Origin of the sequence: Amycolatopsis sp. lyj-346, from assembly GCF_046548975.1 — a bacterium.
In the GTDB taxonomy this organism is placed as follows: domain Bacteria; phylum Actinomycetota; class Actinomycetes; order Mycobacteriales; family Pseudonocardiaceae; genus Amycolatopsis.
The window spans coordinates 443,613-461,645 of record NZ_JAJPWT010000005.1 but is presented as its reverse complement, the minus strand read 5'-3'; the positions used below and the strand labels follow the sequence as shown (position 1 = coordinate 461,645).

Sequence of the window (18,033 nt, the reverse complement as noted above, 5' to 3'; positions counted from 1 at the left end):
ACTAATGGCTGAGAGCAAGACCATCCGCTGGGAACAGGACGAAGACGGCATCGTCACGCTGACCCTCGACGACCCGAACCAGTCGGCGAACACGATGAACGCCGACTTCCGCGAGTCGCTCGGCGTCACCGTGGACCGCCTGGAGGCCGAGCAGGACTCCATCACCGGCGTCGTCATCACGTCCGCGAAGAAGACCTTCTTCGCCGGCGGCGACCTGAACGACCTCATCCAGGCCAAGCCGGAGCACGCGGCCGAGCTGACCGAGGGCAGCGCCCTGATGAAGGGGCAGATGCGCCGCATCGAGCAGCTCGGCAAGCCGGTCGTCGCGGCGATCAACGGCGCCGCGCTCGGCGGTGGCCTGGAAATCGCGCTGGCGACGCACCACCGCATCGCCGCCGACGTCAAGGGCAGCCAGATCGGCCTGCCCGAGGTGACGCTGGGCCTGCTGCCCGGCGGCGGTGGCGTGGTCCGCACCGTGCGCCTGCTCGGCATCCAGAGCGCGCTGCTGAACGTCCTGCTGCAGGGCCAGCGGCACCGCCCGGCCAAGGCGCTCGAGCTCGGCCTGGTGCACGAGCTCGTCGGCACGGTCGAGGAGCTCGTCCCCGCCGCGAAGGCGTGGATCAAGGCGAACCCCGAGGGCGGCGTCCAGCCCTGGGACGTCAAGGGCTACAAGATCCCCGGCGGCACCCCGTCGAACCCGAGCTTCGCGGCCAACCTGCCCGCGTTCCCGGCGAACCTGCGCAAGCAGATCAAGGGCGCGAACATGCCGGCGCCGCGGGCGATCCTGGCCGCCGCGATCGAGGGCGCGCAGGTCGACTTCGACACCGCGATCCAGATCGAGACGCGCTACTTCATCCACCTCGCCACCGGCCAGGTCTCGAAGAACATGACGAAGGCGTTCTTCTTCGACCTGCAGACCATCAACTCCGGTGGCTCGCGGCCGGACGGCTTCGAGAAGTACACGGCCAAGAAGGTCGGCGTGCTCGGCGCCGGGATGATGGGCGCGGCGATCGCGTACGTCTCGGCCAAGGCCGGCATCGACGTCGTCCTCAAGGACGTCTCGCAGGAGGCGGCCGAGAAGGGCAAGGGCTACGCGGCCAAGATCGAGCAGAAGGCCCTTTCGCGCGGCAAGACCACGCAGGAGAAGTCGGACGCGCTGCTGGCGAAGATCAAGCCGACCGCCGACCCGGCCGACTTCGCGGGCGTCGACTTCGTCATCGAGGCCGTCTTCGAGAGCGTCGAGCTGAAGCACAAGGTGTTCGGCGAGATCGAGAACATCGTCAACGCCGACGCGGTGCTGGGCTCCAACACCTCGACCCTGCCGATCACCACCCTCGCCGAGGGCGTGCAGCGGACCGAGGACTTCATCGGGATCCACTTCTTCTCGCCGGTGGACAAGATGCCGCTGGTCGAGATCATCTGCGGCGAGAAGACGTCGCCGGCCACGCTGGCCAAGGTCTTCGACTACACGCTGCAGATCAAGAAGACCCCGATCGTCGTCAACGACAGCCGCGGTTTCTTCACCTCGCGCGTGATCGGCACGTTCATCAACGAGGCCGTCGCCGCGCTGGGCGAGGGCGTCGAGCCGGCGTCGATCGAGCAGGCCGGCGCGCAGGCGGGCTACCCGGCGCCGCCGCTGCAGCTGATGGACGAGCTGACCCTGACGCTGCCGCGCAAGATCCGCAAGGAGACGCGCGAGGCGATCGAGGCCGCGGGCGGCACGTGGCAGGCGCACGCGTCCGAGGCCGTGATCGACCGGATGGTCGAGGAGTTCGACCGCAAGGGCCGCTCGGCGGGCGCGGGCTTCTACGAGTACGACTCGGAGGGGAAGCGCGCCGGCCTGTGGCCGGGCCTGCGCGACGCGTTCAAGTCCGGCTCGGCGCAGGTGCCGTTCGAGGACCTCAAGGAGCGGATGCTGTTCGCCGAGGCGCTCGAAACGGTCAAGTGCTTCGACGAGGGCGTGCTGAGGTCGGTGGCCGACGCCAACATCGGCTCGATCTTCGGCATCGGCTTCCCGGCGTGGACCGGCGGCGTCATCCAGTACATCAACCAGTACGAGGGTGGCCTGCAGGGCTTCGTCGACCGGGCGCGTGAGCTGGCCGCCCGGTACGGCGACCACTTCGAGCCGCCTGCCTCGCTGGTGGAGAAGGCCGCCAAGGGCGAGATCTACGAATAAGGGCCGGACGTCGGAGGCCGCCACCGCATCCCGGTGGCGGCCTCCGTCATGTCCACCGGTTTGTCCGCTTCCGTTTCCCCGCAAGCCACCGGGTGCGGGTTAATCTCCGCCCATGCGCCGTTCCCTCACGGTGGCACTCGCCGCCGCTCTGCTGGCCTCGACGTTGACAACGATGTCGGAGGCGGCCGGGCCGAGTCCCGCCGACTTCGTCGATCCGCTCATCGGGTCGGCCGGGGACGGCAACACCCACCCCGGCGCCACCGCGCCCTTCGGCATGCTCTCCTGGAGCCCGACCAGCACCCGCGGCGACCAGACGAGCACCGGCGCCGCCAACGGCTACCAGTACGACACCACCCGGATCCGCGGCTTCGGCCTCACCCACGTCAACGGCGCCGGCTGCAACCCCGGCGCCGCCGGTGACGTGCCGATCCTGCCGTTCGCCGGTGACGTCACCTCCTCGCCGACCGCCGACACCACCGACGCGGTCTACGCGAGCAACTTCAGCCACGCCGACGAAGCCGCGACGCCCGGGCGCTACCGGCTCGGCCTCGCCGACGGTGTCGCGACGGACGCCGCCGCGACCGAACGCACCGCGATCGCTTCCCTGCGGTACCCGGCGGGCAAGCCCGCGAGCCTGCTCTTCCGCACCTCGAATTCGCTCAACGGCAGCGAAGACGCCGAGACCCACCTCGACCCGGCGAACCGCGCGGTCACCGGGTCGGTGCTCACCGGCGCCTTCTGCGGCCGCCGCGCGAACGGCGGGGTCAACAACCGCAAGTCCTACTACCGCCTGTACTTCACGGCCCGGTTCGACCAGCCCTTCACCGGCACCGGGACGTGGCGGGACGCGACGCTCCAGCCCGGCGGCCTCGACCAGACCGGCGGCGAAGGCTACGCGACCGGCAAGGACCGCGCCGGACGCGGTTCCGGCGGCTACGTGACGTTCGCGCCCGGCAGCAGGGTCACGATGCGGATCGCGATCTCCTACGTCTCCCTCGAAGGCGCCGAACGCAACCTGCGGGCCGAACAGCCGCCGAAGTCCACTGTGGACAGCATTGCGGAGAAGGCGAAACGGGCCTGGAACGCCGAGCTGGGCCGCGTGGACGTCGGCGGTGGGACGGCCGGCCAGCGGATCGTCTTCACCACCGCGCTCTACCACAGCCTGCAGCAGCCGAACCTGGTCAGCGACGTCGACGGCCGGTACCTGGGCATGGACCGCAAACCCCACCGCGTCGAACCCGGGCAGGACGCGCAGTACTCGAACTTCTCCGGCTGGGACCAGTACCGGGCCCAGATCCAGCTGCTCGCCCTGCTGGAACCGCGCGTGGCCGGGAACTTCGCCCAGTCGCTGTACAACTACGCGCGGCAGAACGACGGCGTCTGGGACCGCTGGGTGCACGTCAACGGTGCCACGCACGTGATGACCGGCGACCCGTCGGCGGCGACGCTCGCGACCTTCTACGCCATGGGCGTCCGCAACTTCGACCACCGCGGTGCCTTCGGCTCGCTGTACCGGCAGGCGACCGTCCCGCGGCCGGAAGGCCTGCAGGACGGCGGCTGCCCCGGCCAGTGCGTCGGCCAGCGGCCGAACCTCGCGCAGTACCTGACGTCCCGCTACGCGCCGAACGACGTCTGCCACTGCTGGGGCGGCGCCGCCGAGACGCTCGAAGACTCCGTGGCGGATTTCGCGCTCGGCCGGTGGGCGCAGCAGCTCGGCCGTCCCCGTGAGGCTGCCGAACTGGGCGCCCGGGGTGCCTACTGGCGCAACGTCTTCAACCCCGCTACCGGGTACGCGCAGGCCCGCAACGTCGACGGCGGCTGGGTGACGCCGTTCGACCCGGCGAGCGACCGCGGTTTCGCCCAGGGCAGTGCGGCCGCCTACACCTGGATGGTCCCGCAGGACGTCTCCGGCCTCGCCGGCGCGATGGGCGGCAAGGCCGCCGCCGTCACCCGCCTCGACGGCTTCTTCCACGACGCGAACGGGAACTGGCAGCTCAAAGGCGGCGGCCCGCTCAAGTACGACCCGACGAACGAGCCGGACATCCACGCGCCGTGGCTGTACAACGAGCTGGGGCAGCCGTGGAAGACGCAGGAAACCGTGCGGCAGCTGGTGAACTCCGTCTACACGACCGGGCCGTCCGGCCTGCCCGGCAACGACGACCTCGGCACGATGTCCGCCTGGTACGTCTTCGCCGCGCTCGGCCTCTACCCGCGGACGCCGGGCTCGGCGGAACTGCTGCTGTCGAGCCCGCTGTTCCCGAGCGCCGTGATCCGGCCGTCGGGCGGCGCGCCGATCCGGATCACGACCTCGGGAAGCGGGAAGTACGTCCAGGACGTCCGCCGGAACGGCCGTCCCCAGCGCGACTGGAAGCTCGACGGGAACTTCGTGCGCACCGGCGGCGGCCTGGACTTCCGGCTGTCGGAGGCCCCGGCGAGCTGGGGGAGTTAGGGCTCCAGCGCGAAGTGCGGCAGACGGCGGTCCAGCCACCGCGGCAGCCACCAGGCCCTGGCCCCGAGCAGCCGCATGACCGCCGGGACGATCAGGCAGCGGATCACCAGCGCGTCCAGCAGCACCGCGACCGCCAGGCCGAGGCCGAACTGGGCCAGCATCCGGGACGGGTCGAGCAGGAACGCGCCGAACACCAGCACCATGATCGCGCCGGCCGCGGTGATCACGGCGCCCGTCGAGGCGAGTCCTTCGCGCACCGCCAGCCGCGCGTCGCCGGTTCGCCGCCATTCTTCGTGCATCCGGGACACCAGGAACACCTCGTAGTCCATCGACAGCCCGAAGACGATCGCGAAGATCATCACCGGCACGAACGCCTCGATCGGACCCGGTTGCGCGCCGAACCAGCCGTCGCCGAACACCAGCGTCATCACGCCGAGGGAGGCGCCGATGCTCAGCAGGTTGAGCAGCGCCGCCTTGAGCGGGATCAGGATCGACCGGAACACGACCATCAGCAGCAACGCCGACAACCCGACGACGACCAGCACGAACAGCGGCAGCCGGTCGGCGACGGCGCCCGCGAAGTCCGTCGCGGCCGCGACCGAGCCGCCGACGAGGTAGTGGCCCGGCAGTGTCGGCAGTACCTCGGACCGCAGCCGCGTCACCAGCTCGGCCGTGGCTTCGTCCTGCGGTGACGTCGTCGGGAAGGCGAGTACCGTGCGACCCGTCGGCGGCAGCGCGCGGGCGATGCCCGGCGTCGACGCGAGCCGCTGCTGCAGGGCGACGGGGTCACCGTCCTCGGCGACGACCGCGAGCGGTCCGGTGAAGCCCGGGCCGAAGCCCTCGGCCAGCAGGTCGTAGGCCTTGCGGGTGGTGGAACCGGCTGGGTCGGTGCTCGCGTCGGCGAACCCGAGCCGCATTCCGGCGGCCGGAATGGACAGTCCGATGAGGACGATCAAGCCGATGGCGAGCGGCGCCAGCGGCCGCCGCTGGACGCCGTCGGCGAGCCGTCGCCACGCCTTGCCGGGTTCCTTCCGGAGAGCGTGCCGGCGGATGCCGCGTTCGAGCCGCTTGCCGAACAGCGACAACAGCGCGGGCAGCAGCGTGACGGACGCGACCATCGTCATCAGGACGGTGAGCGCGACGGACAGCGCGACCCCGCGCAGCCCGCCGAGCCCGAGCGCGAGGAGGCCGAGCAGGGCGATGATCACGGTCGTCCCGGCGAACAGCACCGAGCGGCCTGCCGTGTCGAGCGCCCGCCTCGCGGCCGATTCGCGGTCGTGGCCGGCGAGGATTTCGCTGCGGTAACGGGAAAAGATCAACAGCGCGTAGTCGACGCCGACACCGAACCCGACCAGCATCATCAGCGGCGAGGTGTAGCTCGCGATGTCGACGAAGTGCGAGACGACCGTGATCACACCCAGCGTGCAGCCGACGGCGAACACCGCGGTGATGACCGGCAGCCCGGCCGCGAGCAGCGAGCGGAACAGGAAGATGAGGATGACCAGCGCGGCGAGCAGGCCGACGCCTTCCGCGGGGCCGCCGCTCTCGGAGATCCGCGCGATCGGGTCCCCGGCGAGCGCGACTTCGACGGGCCCCGCCCGCTTCGCGGTGTCGGCGAACTTCACGATGTCGTCGTAGGGGAGAGCGGTCGAGGCCGCGTCGAACGTGACGGTGGCGTAGCCGATCCGCCCGTCGCGCGACAGCGTCTCGAGCGGGTCGGTCACCGATCGCACGTGCGGCAGGGACCGGACTTCACCCAGCATGGCGTCGATCGGCGCACGGTTGGCGGCGAGCCCGCCGTCGGCCTTCAGCACGATCTGCGCGCTCGCGCCGGATTGCGCGGTGTTGTCGAGCAGGTCGACGACCTGCTGGGATTCGGTGCCGGGCAACGAGTTGTCGTCGTGGAACGCGCTGCCGGCGAGCTGGGAGGTGAACGTGACGCCGATGAGGACCAGCGCCCAGAGCGCGACGGCGAGCCACCGGTGGCGCTGCGCCCAGCCGGCCAGCCGCGCCAGGCCGCCGCCCGTGGTACGAGTGATGGTGTCCATGGTGGACAAGGATTCGCGACCGGTGCCCTACCGCGCGTCGCGCAGCGGAGGACACTTCACGTGCTCCCGGCGGTGTCCCCTAAGGCCGTTCCCGTACTCCCGGGGGAGTACGGCTCAGGGCGCCAGCCACCTCGGCGTCACCGCGCCGGACTCGTAGGCGAGGACGACGAGCTGCGCGCGGTCGTGCGTGCCGGTCTTGGTCATGATGCGGCTGACGTGCGTCTTCGCCGTCGCCGGGCTGAGGGTGAGCTCGCGGGCGATCTCGTCGTTCGACAGCCCGGCCGCGACCAGGGACAGCACTTCGCGTTCGCGGTCGGTGAGCCGGTCGAGCGCGGGGGACGGCGCCGGGCGGGTGCCGCGCGCGGCGAACTCCGCGATCAGCCGCCGGGTGATCGACGGCGCCAGCAGCGCGTCGCCGCGGGCGACCACGCGCACGGCGTGGATCAGCTCTTCGGGCTCGGTGTCCTTGACCAGGAACCCGCTCGCACCCGCCCGCAGCGCGCCGTAGACGTCTTCGTCGAGGTCGAACGTCGTGAGGATGACGACCTTGGGGTGCACGCCCGGGTCGGCCAGGAGGTGCCGGGTGGCGGCGAGGCCGTCGAGCACCGGCATCCGGATGTCCATCAGCACGACGTCGGGGTGGTGGTCGTGCGCGGCCTGCAGCGCCTCGCGCCCGTCGGCGGCCTCGGCCACCACGGAAATGTCGGCCTCGCCGTCCAAAATGGACCGGAAGCCGGCGCGGACGAGCCGCTGGTCGTCGACGAGCAGGACCCGGATCATCGGCCCATCATCGCACCGGCAGCCGGGCCCGCACCCGGTAGCCGCCGTCTTCGCGCGGTGCCGCGGTCAGCTCGCCGCCGAGGGCCCGCGCGCGTTCGGCCATCCCGCGGATGCCGTTGCCCGCCGGGGCCGCGCCGCCGCGACCATCGTCGTCGATCTGCACGGACAGCTCGTCGGCGCCGTAGCCGAGGCGGACGACGACGGTCTTCGCACCGGCGTGCTTGGCGACGTTGGTCAGCGCCTCCTGGACCACCCGGAACGCGGCGTGCTCGACGTCCGGCGGCAGGTCACGGGCGACACCGTCGATCTCGGTGCGCACGGTCAGCCCGGAAGCGCCGACCGATTCGGCCAGCTCCGCGACCCGCTGGAGGCTCGGCCCGCCGGTCTGGTGGAGCATGCCGAGCGTGGCGCGCAACTCCTGGAGTGCGGTCTTGCTGGCGTCCTTGATCGCCCCGAGCGCTTCCTCGGCCTGCCCGGGGTCACGGCGGTGCAGCGCCGCGCCGGCCTGGACGTTGATCAGCGCGAGGTGGTGGCCGAGGACGTCGTGCAGCTCGCGGGCGATGCGCAGGCGTTCGTCGGTGGCGCGCGCCCGGGCCTCGGCCTCCTTGGTGCGCTCGGCCTCGGCGCGGTAGTGCGCGACGGCGCCGCCGGCGACCAGGGCGACGAACCAGCCGGTCATCAGGAAGAACGCGAAGTTGTCGACGTGCCGCCCGGTCCGCGAGCTGATCTCGCCCGCCGTGACGCCGGCCATCGCCGCGAAGACGAGCAGCGCGGCCCCGCGGATCCGCCCGGCCGCGGCGGCGTTGTAGAGCGCGTAGGCGAAAGCGAGCAGGACGAGGCCGTCGGGGTCGGTCAGGGGGTAGTAGAGCGCGCAGCAGACGAGCGTGAGCGCGGCGACGCTCAGCGGGTACCGGCGCCGGAAGAAGAGGGCGGCGCAGCAGAGGCCGGTGAGCGCCCAGCCGATGGCGGCGTGGCGCCCCGGCTCGGGCCGGTCGCCCAGCACGGCGAACAGCGAGCCGGCGAGCACCGCGACGGTGACCGCGAGTTCGGGGACGTAACGCCGCATGCGCCGAGCTTAGGCCGCTTCGCGCAGCTTCTTCCCGGCGTCGCGGGTGAACGGATCGGTGTGGCCGAAGCACGCGATCTCGACGTCGAGCGCGGCGAGCCGGCCGAAGGACTCGAGGAGCTTCTCCCGGTCGGTGTTGAAGACGCCGGGGATGGCCTTGCCGTCCAGCTGGGCGATCGCGTCGCCGGTGAACAGCACGCCGTGGTGGGGCAGGTGGACGGCGATGCTGCCGTCGGTGTGCCCGGGCACTTCGAGCACCCGCGCGCCACCGCCGAAGGCGATCTCGTCGCCGTCCCGCAGTTCGCGGTCGACGGCGCACGGCGGGCCGGTGAGCCCGCCGGCCCGGGGACTGTTCTGCTCGAACAGCGGCCGTTCCCAGTCGAGCAGCACGGGCTCCGCGGCGGGCCGGTCACCGCGGACCACCGGAGCGTCGGCCCGGTGCGCGAGGACGTCGACCCCACCCCAGGCGCGCAGCTCGGCGGCGGCGCCGGCGTGGTCGGCGTGGGCGTGGGTGAGAACGACCCGGCGCAGCTCCCCGGGTGCCCGCCCGGCGGCCCGGATCGCGTCGGCGGTGCCGGCCGCCGACCCGGCGATCCCGGCGTCGACCATCGTCAGGCCGTCGTCGTCCTGCCAGAGGTAGGCCTGGCCGAACGCGTACCGGACGAGGTGCAGGCGCGGAGTGATCTCGACGAGCTCCATGGCCGTGAGGGTAGGGAGGCGCGGCCGGGGTTCGCTGCCGGATCCGCCGACAGCGAAACCGCAGCTCCGGCCGCACCGGGCTGTGACGAAACCACCAGTCGTACGGAAACCCGTCACCCCGTGGGTACAGTGCAGGAAGTTGCATGATGCGTACTAAGTACACACTTGGGGGTGTGGTGGTGTCCCGTTCCGCGCCGTCCGGCCGCGCGATCGTCGTGGTGCTCGCCTCGTGCGGGCTGGTCGCGTCGTTCATGCAGACGCTGGTCGTGCCGCTGATCCCGGTCTTCCCGCGGCTGCTGAACGTCCCGGCCGCCGACGCGTCGTGGGTGGTCACCGTGACGCTGCTGGCCGCGTCCGTCATCACGCCGGTCAGCGGGCGGCTCGGCGATCTCTACGGCAAGCGGCGGATGATCCTCGTCAGCCTCGGGCTGCTCATCGCCGGCTCGATCGTGTCCGCGACGACCAGCGCGCTCGCGTTCCAGATCCTCGGCCGCGGGCTGCAGGGCTGCGCGATGGGCGTGATCCCCCTCGGCATCAGCATCATGCGCGACGAGCTCCCGCCCGAACGCGTCGGCGGCGCGATCTCGCTGATGAGCGCGACGCTCGGCGTCGGCGGCGCCATCGGGCTGCCGGTCGCGGCCCTGGTGGCCGAGAACGCCGACTGGCACGTGCTCTTCTGGACCGCCGCCGGGCTCGGGCTGGCCTGCGCGCTGCTGATCCTCACCGTGGTGCCCGAGTCGCCGCTGCGCACGCCCGCGCCGTTCGACTACTTCGGCGCGCTCGGCCTGGCCGCGGGGCTGCTCTGCCTGCTGCTGCCGGTGGTCAAGGGCGGCACGTGGGGCTGGACCAGCGTGCCGACGCTCGGGCTGGCCGCGCTCGCCGTCGTCATCCTGCTCGGCTGGGGCGCATACCAGTTGCGCCGCCGCGATCCACTGGTCGACCTGCGGGTGTCCGCGCGCCGCCCCGTGCTGTTCACGAACCTCGCGTCGATCATGGTCGGCTTCGCGCTGTACGCCATGGCGTTGTCATTTCCGCAGCTGTTGCAGGCACCGGCGTCGACCGGCTACGGGCTCGGTCAGACGATGGTCGAGTCCGGTCTCACCCTGGCTCCGAACGGCCTGGTGATGATGCTGCTCTCGCCGGTTTCGGCGCGGCTCATCGCCCGGTTCGGCCCGCGGCCGACGCTGGTGAGCGGCGCGCTGGTGATCGCGGCCGGGTACGCGTTCGCGATGGTCCTGATGGACAACGCGTTCGAGCTGATCACGGCGTCGGTGATCATCGGTGCCGGCGTCGGCATCGCGTACGCGGCGATGCCCGCGCTGATCATGGGCTCGGTGCCGGTCACCGAAACGGCGTCGGCGAACGGCCTGAACTCCCTGATGCGCTCGGTCGGCACGGCCATCTCCAGCGCGGTGATGGCGGCGATGCTGGCCCAGCTGACGATCACCGTCGGCGGGCTGCCGGTGCCGTCGCTGGCCGGCTTCCGCGCGACGTTCGCGGTGGCCGCGGCCGTTGCGCTGGCGGGTGCGCTGCTGGCGGCGCTGGTCCCGAGGACGCGGACCGCACCGGCGCTGGTCGCCGTCTAGTTCTTGCGCGCCACCAGGGCCAAGCCGCCGCAGTCCGCGGGGTTGGGCGGCATTTCCGCGGGGTCGTCCGGCCGCCACTCGGGGATGAACACGATGCCGGGGTCGACGATCTCGAAGCCGTCGACCAGCGCCCGCAGCTCGTCGGCCGAACGCGGCGTGACCGGGTTCGCGCTCTTCTGGTACATCGCGACGGCGCGGGCCGTGCCGTCGCTCTGCTGCTCGTAGGTGGCCGACGACAGGGCGAGGTAGCTGCCGGGCGCGAGCGCGTCGCGGTAGGCCGCGACCAGCCGGGCCGGGTCGCGCTCGTCCGGGATGAAGTGCACGAACAGCGCCATCACCACCATCACCGGCTGGTCCAGGTCCAGCATCATCTCGGTGGTGTCGTGTTCGAGGACGTCGTCGGGGAACTCGGCGTCGACCTGGATCATCGCCGCGTTCTCGTTGCCCTCCAGCACGATCTCGCTGTGCGCGACGGCGATCGGCTCGTTGTCGACGTAGACGACCCGCGCGGCCGGGTCGATCGCCTGCGCGACCTCGTGCACGTGCCCGACGGTCGGCATGCCGGAGCCGATGTCGAGGAACTGCCGGATGCCCTGGTCCATCCCGAACCGGATGGCCCGCCGCAGCCACTGCCGGTTGAGCCGCGCCCGCTGGCGCGCGTTCGGCTGCGCGGCCAGCACCTGCTCGGCGAACATCCGGTCGACGGCGTAGTTGAGCTGCCCGCCGAGGATGTAGTCGTAGACGCGCGCGGCGTTGGGCTTGTCGAGGTCGATGCCCCGGCTGGCGTGCTCGTCTTCGCTCATCGCCGCTCCTGGAGTCGCGTGCCGCGAGAATAGCGGGACGCTCCGGCCGGCCCCCCGAGGCGACTCGTGGCGTCCGGCGTGCGCGCTAGTTCTTGCGCGCCACCAGTGCCAGCCCGCCCGACTGTTCCGGCGGGTCTTCGAGCGGGTCGTCCGGGCGCCACTCCGGGGTGAACACGATTCCGGGCGGCACGATCTCGAAGCCCTTCACCAGTGCCCGCAGCTCGTCGGGGGAGCGCAGCGTCAACGGCGTCCCGCTCTTCTCGTACATCGCGACCGACCGATGCGTCTCCTCGCCTTGGCCCTCCCACGTCCCCGACGACAGCGCCAGGTAGCTGCCGGGCGCCAGCGCCTCGCTGTAGCGCGCGATCAGGCCGGCCGGGTCGCGGGAGTCGGGGATGAAGTGCACGAACGCCGCCATGATGACCATCACCGGCTGGCTGAAGTCCAGCAGCTCCGTCGTGGTCGGGTGCTCCAGCACCTCGTCGGAGTACTCGGCGTCGACCTGGATCATCGCCGCGTTCTCGTTGTCCTCCAGCACGATCTCGCTGTGCGCGACGGCGATCGGCTCGTTGTCGACGTACACCACCCGCGACGCCGGGTCGATCGCCTGGACGACCTCGTGCACGTGCCCGACGGTCGGCATGCCGGAGCCGATGTCGAGGAACTGCCGGATGCCCTGTTCCGCGCCGAACCGCGCGGCGCGGCGCAGCCACGACCGGTTGATCAGCGCCATGCGGCGCGCACTCGGCAGCACGCCCAGGATCTGGTCGGCGAACATCCGGTCGACGGCGTAGTTGAGCTTGCCGCCGATCAAGTAGTCGTACACGCGCGCAGCGTTCGGCCGGTCGAGGTCGATGCCCCGCTTGGCGTGTTCGTCTTCGCTCATCCGCCGCTCCCGGGTTCGAGGGTGTGACGGGAGAATAGTCCGGTTCTACAACAGCGGCGGCACCGCGGCGTCGATGAGGTGCGGGCCGGGCTCGGCGAAGGCCCGCTGGAGCTGCTCGGCGAGCTCTTCGGCGGTCGTCGCGCGCGTCGCGGGCACGCCCATGCCCTCGGCGATCTTCACGAAATCCATGTCCGGCCGCGAGAGGTCGAGCAGGTCGTTCGCCTTCGGGCCGCCCGAGGCCGCGCCGACGCGCTGCAGTTCCAGCCGCAGGATGGCGTAGGCGCGGTTGTTGAGCAGCACCGTCGTGACGTTCAGGTTCTCCCGCGCCTGCGTCCACAGCGCCGAGATCGTGTACAGCGCGCTGCCGTCGGACTGCAGGTTCAGCACCGGCCGGTCCGGCGCCGCGACGGCCGCCCCGGTGGCCACCGGCATGCCGTAGCCGATCGCGCCGCCGGTCAGCGTCAGGACGTCGTGGCGCGGCGCACCGGCCGTCGCCATCGGCAGCATCAGGCCGGACGTGTTGGCCTCGTCGGCGATGATCGCGTTGTCCGGCAGCAGCGCCCCGATCACCTCGACCCAGTTCTGCGGGGTCAGCGGCCCGCTGGGCAGCGCGGGCCGGGACGCCTCCGCCAGCACGGGCTCGGTGTCCGCGGCGACCAGCCCGGCGAGCTCGTTCAGCGCCCGGGTGACGTCCTGCCCGACCGACGCAAGCGTGTGCACCTGGGCGCCTTCGGGCACCAGGTCACTCGGCTTCCCCGGGTAGGCGAAGAACGACACCGGCGCCTTCGTGCCCGCGATGACGACGTGCTTGATGCCGTCGAGCTGGTAGGCGACCTGCTCGGCGAGGTAGCCGAGCCGCTCGATCGACGGCAGCCCGGCGCCGCGCTCCAGCCGCGCGGGGAACGTTTCGACGAACGCCTTCGCGCCGGTCGCGGCCGCGATCCGGCTCGCGGCCCGCAGGCCTTCCTCGCGGCACGCGCTGCCGCCGACGAGCAGCGCGACCGGCTCCCCGGTGCCGAACACCGCGGCGATGTCCTTGACGGTCGTGGCGTCGACGGCCTGCGGCACGCGCGGCGGGATCGGCGTGCAGGTTTCGCCGCCTTCGCCCCACGAAGCGTCCGCGGGCAGGATCAGCGTGGCGACGCGGCCGGGCGCGTCCTGCGCGGCGGCGACCGCGGCGGCGGCGTCCGCCCCGACGTCCTTGGTGTGCTCCGAGCGGCGCACCCAGCCTTCCAGCGAGCCCGCGACGGCCTCGATGTCCGACTCCAGCGGCGCGTCGTACTGCTTGTGGTAGGTCGCGTGGTCGCCGACGACGTTGACGATCGGCGTGTGCGCGCGGCGCGCGTTGTGCAGGTTGGCCAGGCCGTTGCCCAGCCCGGGACCGAGGTGCAGCAGCGTCGCGGCGGGCTTGTCCGCGATCCGCGCGTACCCGTCGGCCGCACCGGTGACGACGCCTTCGAACAGGGCGAGCACGCCCCGCATTTCGGGAACGGTGTCGAGCGCGGCGACGAAGTGCATCTCCGACGTGCCGGGGTTGGCGAAGCACACCTCGACACCGGCGTCGACCAGCGTGCTGATCAGGGACTGGGCGCCGTTCATCTCACTCATGCTGTTCCTTCGGGAAAGAGAACGCCGGGGTTGAGGATCCCGGCGGGGTCGAAGCTCTGCTTGATCCGGCGCATCAGCTCGATCTTCGCCGGGTCTTCGAGTTCGGAGTGGTAGTGCGCCTTGGTGCGGCCGAGGCCGTGCTCGCCGGAGATCGCGCCGCCGAGTTCCATCCCGTAGGCGAAGATGTCGGTGAGCAGCTGCTTCCGCTTGTCCGCGTCCTTGCAGAAGATGCCGAAGTGGACATTGCCGTCGCCGGCGTGGCCGCAGCCGACCGCGCCGCCGCCCGCGGCCATGGCCAGCTCCCGTGCCTTCGCGATGAACTGCGGCATCGCGGTCCGCGGCACGACGACGTCGATCACGTCGTCGGCGCCGGCCGCCTTCGCGGTCCAGAAGGCCTTCTCGCGGGCTTCGATCAGCTTGCGCGCGGCGTTGCCTTCGAGGACGTACACGTCGGTCGCGCCCAGCTCGCCGAGCAGCACCCCGACCGTCTCGATGTCCTCTTCGAGCCGTCCGGTCTCGCGGTTCTCCAGTGCCACCACGAGGTACGCCTCGCTGGTCTCGCGCACCTTGTCCGGGACGCCCAGCTCGAGCTTCTCGTTGTAGACGATCGCCGCCATCGTCAGGTTGTCGATGTACTCGAGGATGTGCGGCGCGAGCCCGCTGGAGAGGATCTCCGGCACCGCGGCCATCACCTGGCCGAAGTCGCCGAAGGGGGCGAGCACCGTGGCGCCGTGCGCCAGCCGCGGGTGCAGCTTGACGGTGATCTCGGTGGCCAGCGCGAGCGTGCCTTCCGAGCCGATGATCAGCTGCGTGAGGTCGTAGCCGGTGGAGATCTTCGACGTCTTGCCGCCGGTCCGGATGATCTCGCCGGTCGGCAGCACGGCCTGCAGGCCGAGCACGTTGTTGCGGGTGACGCCGTACTTGACCGCGCGCATCCCGCCGGCGTTGGTCCCGACGTTCCCGCCGACGCTCGCGCTGAGCTCGCCGGGGTAGACGGTGTAGCTCAGCCCGGCTTCGGCGGTCTGGGCGTCGAGCTCGGCGAGGGTGACGCCGGGCTGGACGACGGCGACGTGGTTCCCGGTGTCGACCTCGAGGACGGCGTTCATCCGCTCGAAGGAGATCAGCAGCCCGTCCGCCATCGGCCGGGCGGCCCCGGACAGCCCGCTGCCGGAGCCGCGGGCGGTCACGGGGACGTTGTATTCCGAAGCGGCCTTCAGCAGCTCCGCGACTTCTTCGGCCGTTGCCGGCTTCGCGACGTACGCAGGCTTCTGCGGCTCCGCCGTCAGCGCTTCGTCGTGCGCGTAGTCCTCCGAGATCGCCTCGCCCGTCAGCAGGTTCCGGTCCCCGACGATCTCGGTCAGGCGTGCCGCCACGTCGCCCATCGGCAGTTTCTCCTCCGCGCCGTTGCTGTGGTTACCGCAGCGTAGTACGTACCGGCGGTACGCCGCCATGAAGGATTTTCACGTTTCGGCGCGGAGGCGGCCGGGTGGTCAGTTTGCCGTGGTCAGGGCGTCCTGGAGCAGCGTCAGCGCCTGCCGCGCGACGACGTTGAACAGACCCATGGTCGTGTCCGGCCGGGCGAACACGACCAGCAGGACGGGGTCCTGCACGGGGAAGACGCAGACGTGGCCGAGCGAGCCCTGGAACATCGCGCCGCGGGCCTCCCCGAGGCCGGCCTGCCCGACGAACCGCGTGGCGAGCCCGACGGAGGCGGCGGCCATGGCCGCCACGCTGTCGTCTTCGATGTCCCGGGTGTCGCTGGCCAGCAGCAGGCCGTCCCGGCTGGCCAGCAGGAGGCCGGTGATGTTCACCCGGTCGACCTTGTCGCGGATCTCCTGCAGCGCCTTGGCCGCGGCCGTGGCGTCGGGGTGCGCCGGCCGGATCCCTTGCTGGGCCGGGAACGGCCGGCCGGCACCTTGTTTGCGGGTGGGCAGCGGTACCGGGCTGCCGGGTACCTCGGCCTGCATCCCCGTCACACGACCAGCTCGGCTTCGATGTTCTTCAGGTAGTGCCGGGCCAGTGCGAGGTTGGCCCGTTCCCGGTCCAGGACGAGGTACAGGAACAACGCGGAATCGTGCTTGTTCGACCGCAGCAGGCGGATCAGGTGGTACTGGCGGCCCAGCGTGATGAGGATGTCCTCGATCTCGTCGTTGAGCCGGAGCGCGGCGATGACGCGCAGCTTGGAGCGGACGACTTCGGTGTTGCCCGCCGCCGCGGTGTCCAGGTCCAGCCAGTCGCCGCCGCCCAGTGTCCCGAGCGCCATCCCGCTTTCGTAGTCGACCAGGGCGGCCCCCACCGCGCCGGTGATGGAAAGGGCTTCCTTCAACGCCGTTTCGATGTTCATGTGGCTCGTCTTCTCCTTGTGCCGACGGTCGACGTGCCGACCCCGGTGGTGGTCAGGTTCGATCACCCTAGAGTTGCCCGATCCGTCCGGATATCCCCGAATGGCCTAATCGAACTGCTCTGTTCGCGCTGCCAGAACACGGAGGGTAGAGACCGTGGATTTAGCTCAGGCTAAACCTCTGGCGGGTGACGGCGACGGCGGCGAAGCTTCCGGCATGACCTCGACCTACCTGTTCGAAGACGGCTTTTCCGTGCACCGCTTGGGTTTCGGCGCGATGCGGCTGACCGCCTGGGACCACGTGAAGGACGGCGCCGAGTCGGTCGCGCGCCGCGCGGCCGAGCTGGGCGTGACGTTCTTCGACACCGCCGACGCCTACGACCTCGGCCTGAACGAAGAACTGCTCGCCGCCGCGCTGCACCCGTACCCGGGACTGCTCGTCGCGACGAAGTGCGGGCACGCACGCCCGAGCCGGGGCGAGTGGGTGCCGCTGGGCCGGCCCGAATACCTCCGGCAGCAGGCGGAACTTTCGCTGCGGCGGCTGCGCGTCGACCGGCTCGAGCTGCTGCAGCTGCACCGGCTCGACCCGCAGGTGCCGCTCGCCGACCAGATCGGCGCGCTGGCCCGGCTGCGGGACGAGGGCAAGGTCGCCCGGATCGGGTTGTCCGAAGTCACCGTCTCGCAGCTGACGGAGGCGCGGGCGATCGCGCCGATCGCGAGCGTCCAGAACCGCTACAACCTGACGGACCGCGCGTCCGAAGACGTACTCGATTACTGCGAGCGTGAAGGAATCGCCTTCGTCCCGTGGCTGCCGATCGCCCGCGGCGACCACGCGACGGCGGGTGGCGTGCTCGCCAAGATCGCGGCCGACATCGGCGTGACACCCGCGCAGGTGTCCCTCGCCTGGCTGTTGCACCGGTCGCCGGTCGTGATCCCGATCCCGGGGACATCGTCGATCGCGCACCTGGAAGAGAACTGCGCGGCTGCGGAAATCGAGCTTTCCGCCACCGATTTCGAGCAGCTGAGCGCGCTGGGGTGAAGTGCGCCCGGCCGCGGTTTCCCGCAGCCGGGCTCCGGTGTGCGGAGGCAGGATTCAGGCGCGGGCGAACGAAAGCGTCTCGCCCTCGACGCCCCGCAGCCACAGGTCCTGCGCGGCTGCCGCCATCTCGGCCAGGCCCTCCTCGATCGTGGCGAACACGTTGCCGGGCACCCAGCCCGCGTCGCCGTTGATGAGCAGGTTGTTGCGCCCGTAGAAGATCGCCAGGTCGGTTGCGCCCTGGTCGCTGTGCGCCTCGCTGTCTTCGTCGTAGCCGTACGCCGGGTTGCCGATTTCCCAAGCCTCGAAACCGAAGTACACGACGTCGCCCGGGATCGGCGTGATCGTCGGGTTCTCCCGGCCCGGCTTGGGCTCCGCGAACGGCGGCACGAGCGTGTAGACCTCGTTGCGCGCGTACTTCGCGTGGTAGGCGGATCCGCTCTGCGGCAACGCGTCCCAGACCGCTTTGCAGGTCCGCGGTGCCTCGTCGTCGAGCAGCCGCGCCCGGCAGGAGACGCCGCGCTTGTCGAGGGTGATCGTGATGTATCGGGCCAT

The 18,033-nt window shown here is 71.3% G+C and carries 15 protein-coding genes; 4 read left to right on the top strand and 11 right to left on the bottom strand.

Translation table 11 applies throughout. The features are described from left to right. The first annotated feature begins 4 nt into the window (after nucleotides 1-4). Together ACLJQE_RS19985 and ACLJQE_RS19980 are read left to right on the top strand one after the other, a co-directional pair. A complete protein-coding gene (locus ACLJQE_RS19985) occupies nucleotides 5-2,176 on the top strand; it encodes a 3-hydroxyacyl-CoA dehydrogenase NAD-binding domain-containing protein (RefSeq protein ID WP_410640774.1) in 2,172 nt (723 codons plus the stop codon). A 112-nt stretch (nucleotides 2,177-2,288) separates the two neighbouring features. Next, nucleotides 2,289-4,625, top strand: a complete 2,337-nt coding sequence (locus tag ACLJQE_RS19980) for a GH92 family glycosyl hydrolase (RefSeq protein ID WP_410640773.1) — start codon at nucleotides 2,289-2,291, stop codon at nucleotides 4,623-4,625. On the opposite strand, the gene ACLJQE_RS19975 is transcribed toward ACLJQE_RS19980, so the two are convergent. The 4 genes from ACLJQE_RS19975 to ACLJQE_RS19960 form a co-directional block, all read right to left on the bottom strand. Beyond that, nucleotides 4,622-6,673, bottom strand: a complete 2,052-nt coding sequence (locus ACLJQE_RS19975) for an MMPL family transporter (RefSeq protein WP_410640772.1) — start codon at nucleotides 6,671-6,673, stop codon at nucleotides 4,622-4,624. The genes ACLJQE_RS19980 and ACLJQE_RS19975 overlap by 4 nt on opposite strands. A gap of 114 nt (nucleotides 6,674-6,787) precedes the next feature. Then, complete coding sequence (locus tag ACLJQE_RS19970; RefSeq protein WP_410640771.1) at nucleotides 6,788-7,453, bottom strand: response regulator; 666 nt, start codon at nucleotides 7,451-7,453, stop codon at nucleotides 6,788-6,790. Nucleotides 7,454-7,460: 7 nt separating this feature from the next. After that, entirely contained in the window at nucleotides 7,461-8,519 is a 1,059-nt protein-coding gene (locus ACLJQE_RS19965) for a sensor histidine kinase (protein ID WP_410640770.1), read from the bottom strand. 9 nt (nucleotides 8,520-8,528) lie between these two features. After that, entirely contained in the window at nucleotides 8,529-9,218 is a 690-nt protein-coding gene (locus ACLJQE_RS19960; protein WP_410640769.1) for an MBL fold metallo-hydrolase, read from the bottom strand. A gap of 173 nt (nucleotides 9,219-9,391) precedes the next feature. Here ACLJQE_RS19960 and ACLJQE_RS19955 point away from each other — a divergent pair, with 173 nt between their 5' ends. Then, nucleotides 9,392-10,804 carry an MFS transporter gene (locus tag ACLJQE_RS19955; protein WP_410640768.1) on the top strand — a complete coding sequence of 471 codons (1,413 nt, stop codon included), beginning with the start codon at nucleotides 9,392-9,394 and terminating at the stop codon, nucleotides 10,802-10,804. Here ACLJQE_RS19955 and ACLJQE_RS19950 read toward each other — a convergent pair. From ACLJQE_RS19950 to ACLJQE_RS19925, 6 genes are all read right to left on the bottom strand, one after another. Beyond that, nucleotides 10,801-11,607: an SAM-dependent methyltransferase gene (locus tag ACLJQE_RS19950; protein WP_410640767.1), complete on the bottom strand. Its 807-nt coding sequence runs from the start codon at nucleotides 11,605-11,607 to the stop codon at nucleotides 10,801-10,803. The two genes, ACLJQE_RS19955 and ACLJQE_RS19950, sit on opposite strands and share 4 nt — an antisense overlap. A gap of 85 nt (nucleotides 11,608-11,692) precedes the next feature. Continuing rightward, a complete protein-coding gene (locus ACLJQE_RS19945; protein WP_410640766.1) occupies nucleotides 11,693-12,493 on the bottom strand; it encodes an SAM-dependent methyltransferase in 801 nt (266 codons plus the stop codon). Between the two features lie 45 nt (nucleotides 12,494-12,538). Further along, on the bottom strand, nucleotides 12,539-14,092 hold the full coding sequence (locus ACLJQE_RS19940) for an acetolactate synthase large subunit (RefSeq protein WP_410640817.1): 1,554 nt from the start codon (nucleotides 14,090-14,092) through the stop codon (nucleotides 12,539-12,541). 5 nt (nucleotides 14,093-14,097) lie between these two features. Beyond that, nucleotides 14,098-15,483: an FAD-binding oxidoreductase gene (locus tag ACLJQE_RS19935; RefSeq protein WP_410640765.1), complete on the bottom strand. Its 1,386-nt coding sequence runs from the start codon at nucleotides 15,481-15,483 to the stop codon at nucleotides 14,098-14,100. Nucleotides 15,484-15,591: 108 nt separating this feature from the next. Next, entirely contained in the window at nucleotides 15,592-16,068 is a 477-nt protein-coding gene (locus ACLJQE_RS19930; protein WP_410640816.1) for a roadblock/LC7 domain-containing protein, read from the bottom strand. A gap of 5 nt (nucleotides 16,069-16,073) precedes the next feature. Next, nucleotides 16,074-16,445 (bottom strand): hypothetical protein, encoded by a 372-nt coding sequence (locus ACLJQE_RS19925; protein ID WP_410640764.1) that lies wholly within the window; start codon nucleotides 16,443-16,445, stop codon nucleotides 16,074-16,076. Nucleotides 16,446-16,659: 214 nt separating this feature from the next. On the opposite strand from ACLJQE_RS19925, the gene ACLJQE_RS19920 reads away from it, so the two are divergent. Further along, on the top strand, nucleotides 16,660-17,481 hold the full coding sequence (locus ACLJQE_RS19920) for an aldo/keto reductase (protein ID WP_410640763.1): 822 nt from the start codon (nucleotides 16,660-16,662) through the stop codon (nucleotides 17,479-17,481). Between the two features lie 54 nt (nucleotides 17,482-17,535). On the opposite strand, the gene ACLJQE_RS19915 is transcribed toward ACLJQE_RS19920, so the two are convergent. Then, a complete protein-coding gene (locus ACLJQE_RS19915; RefSeq protein ID WP_013229621.1) occupies nucleotides 17,536-18,033 on the bottom strand; it encodes a DUF3830 family protein in 498 nt (165 codons plus the stop codon).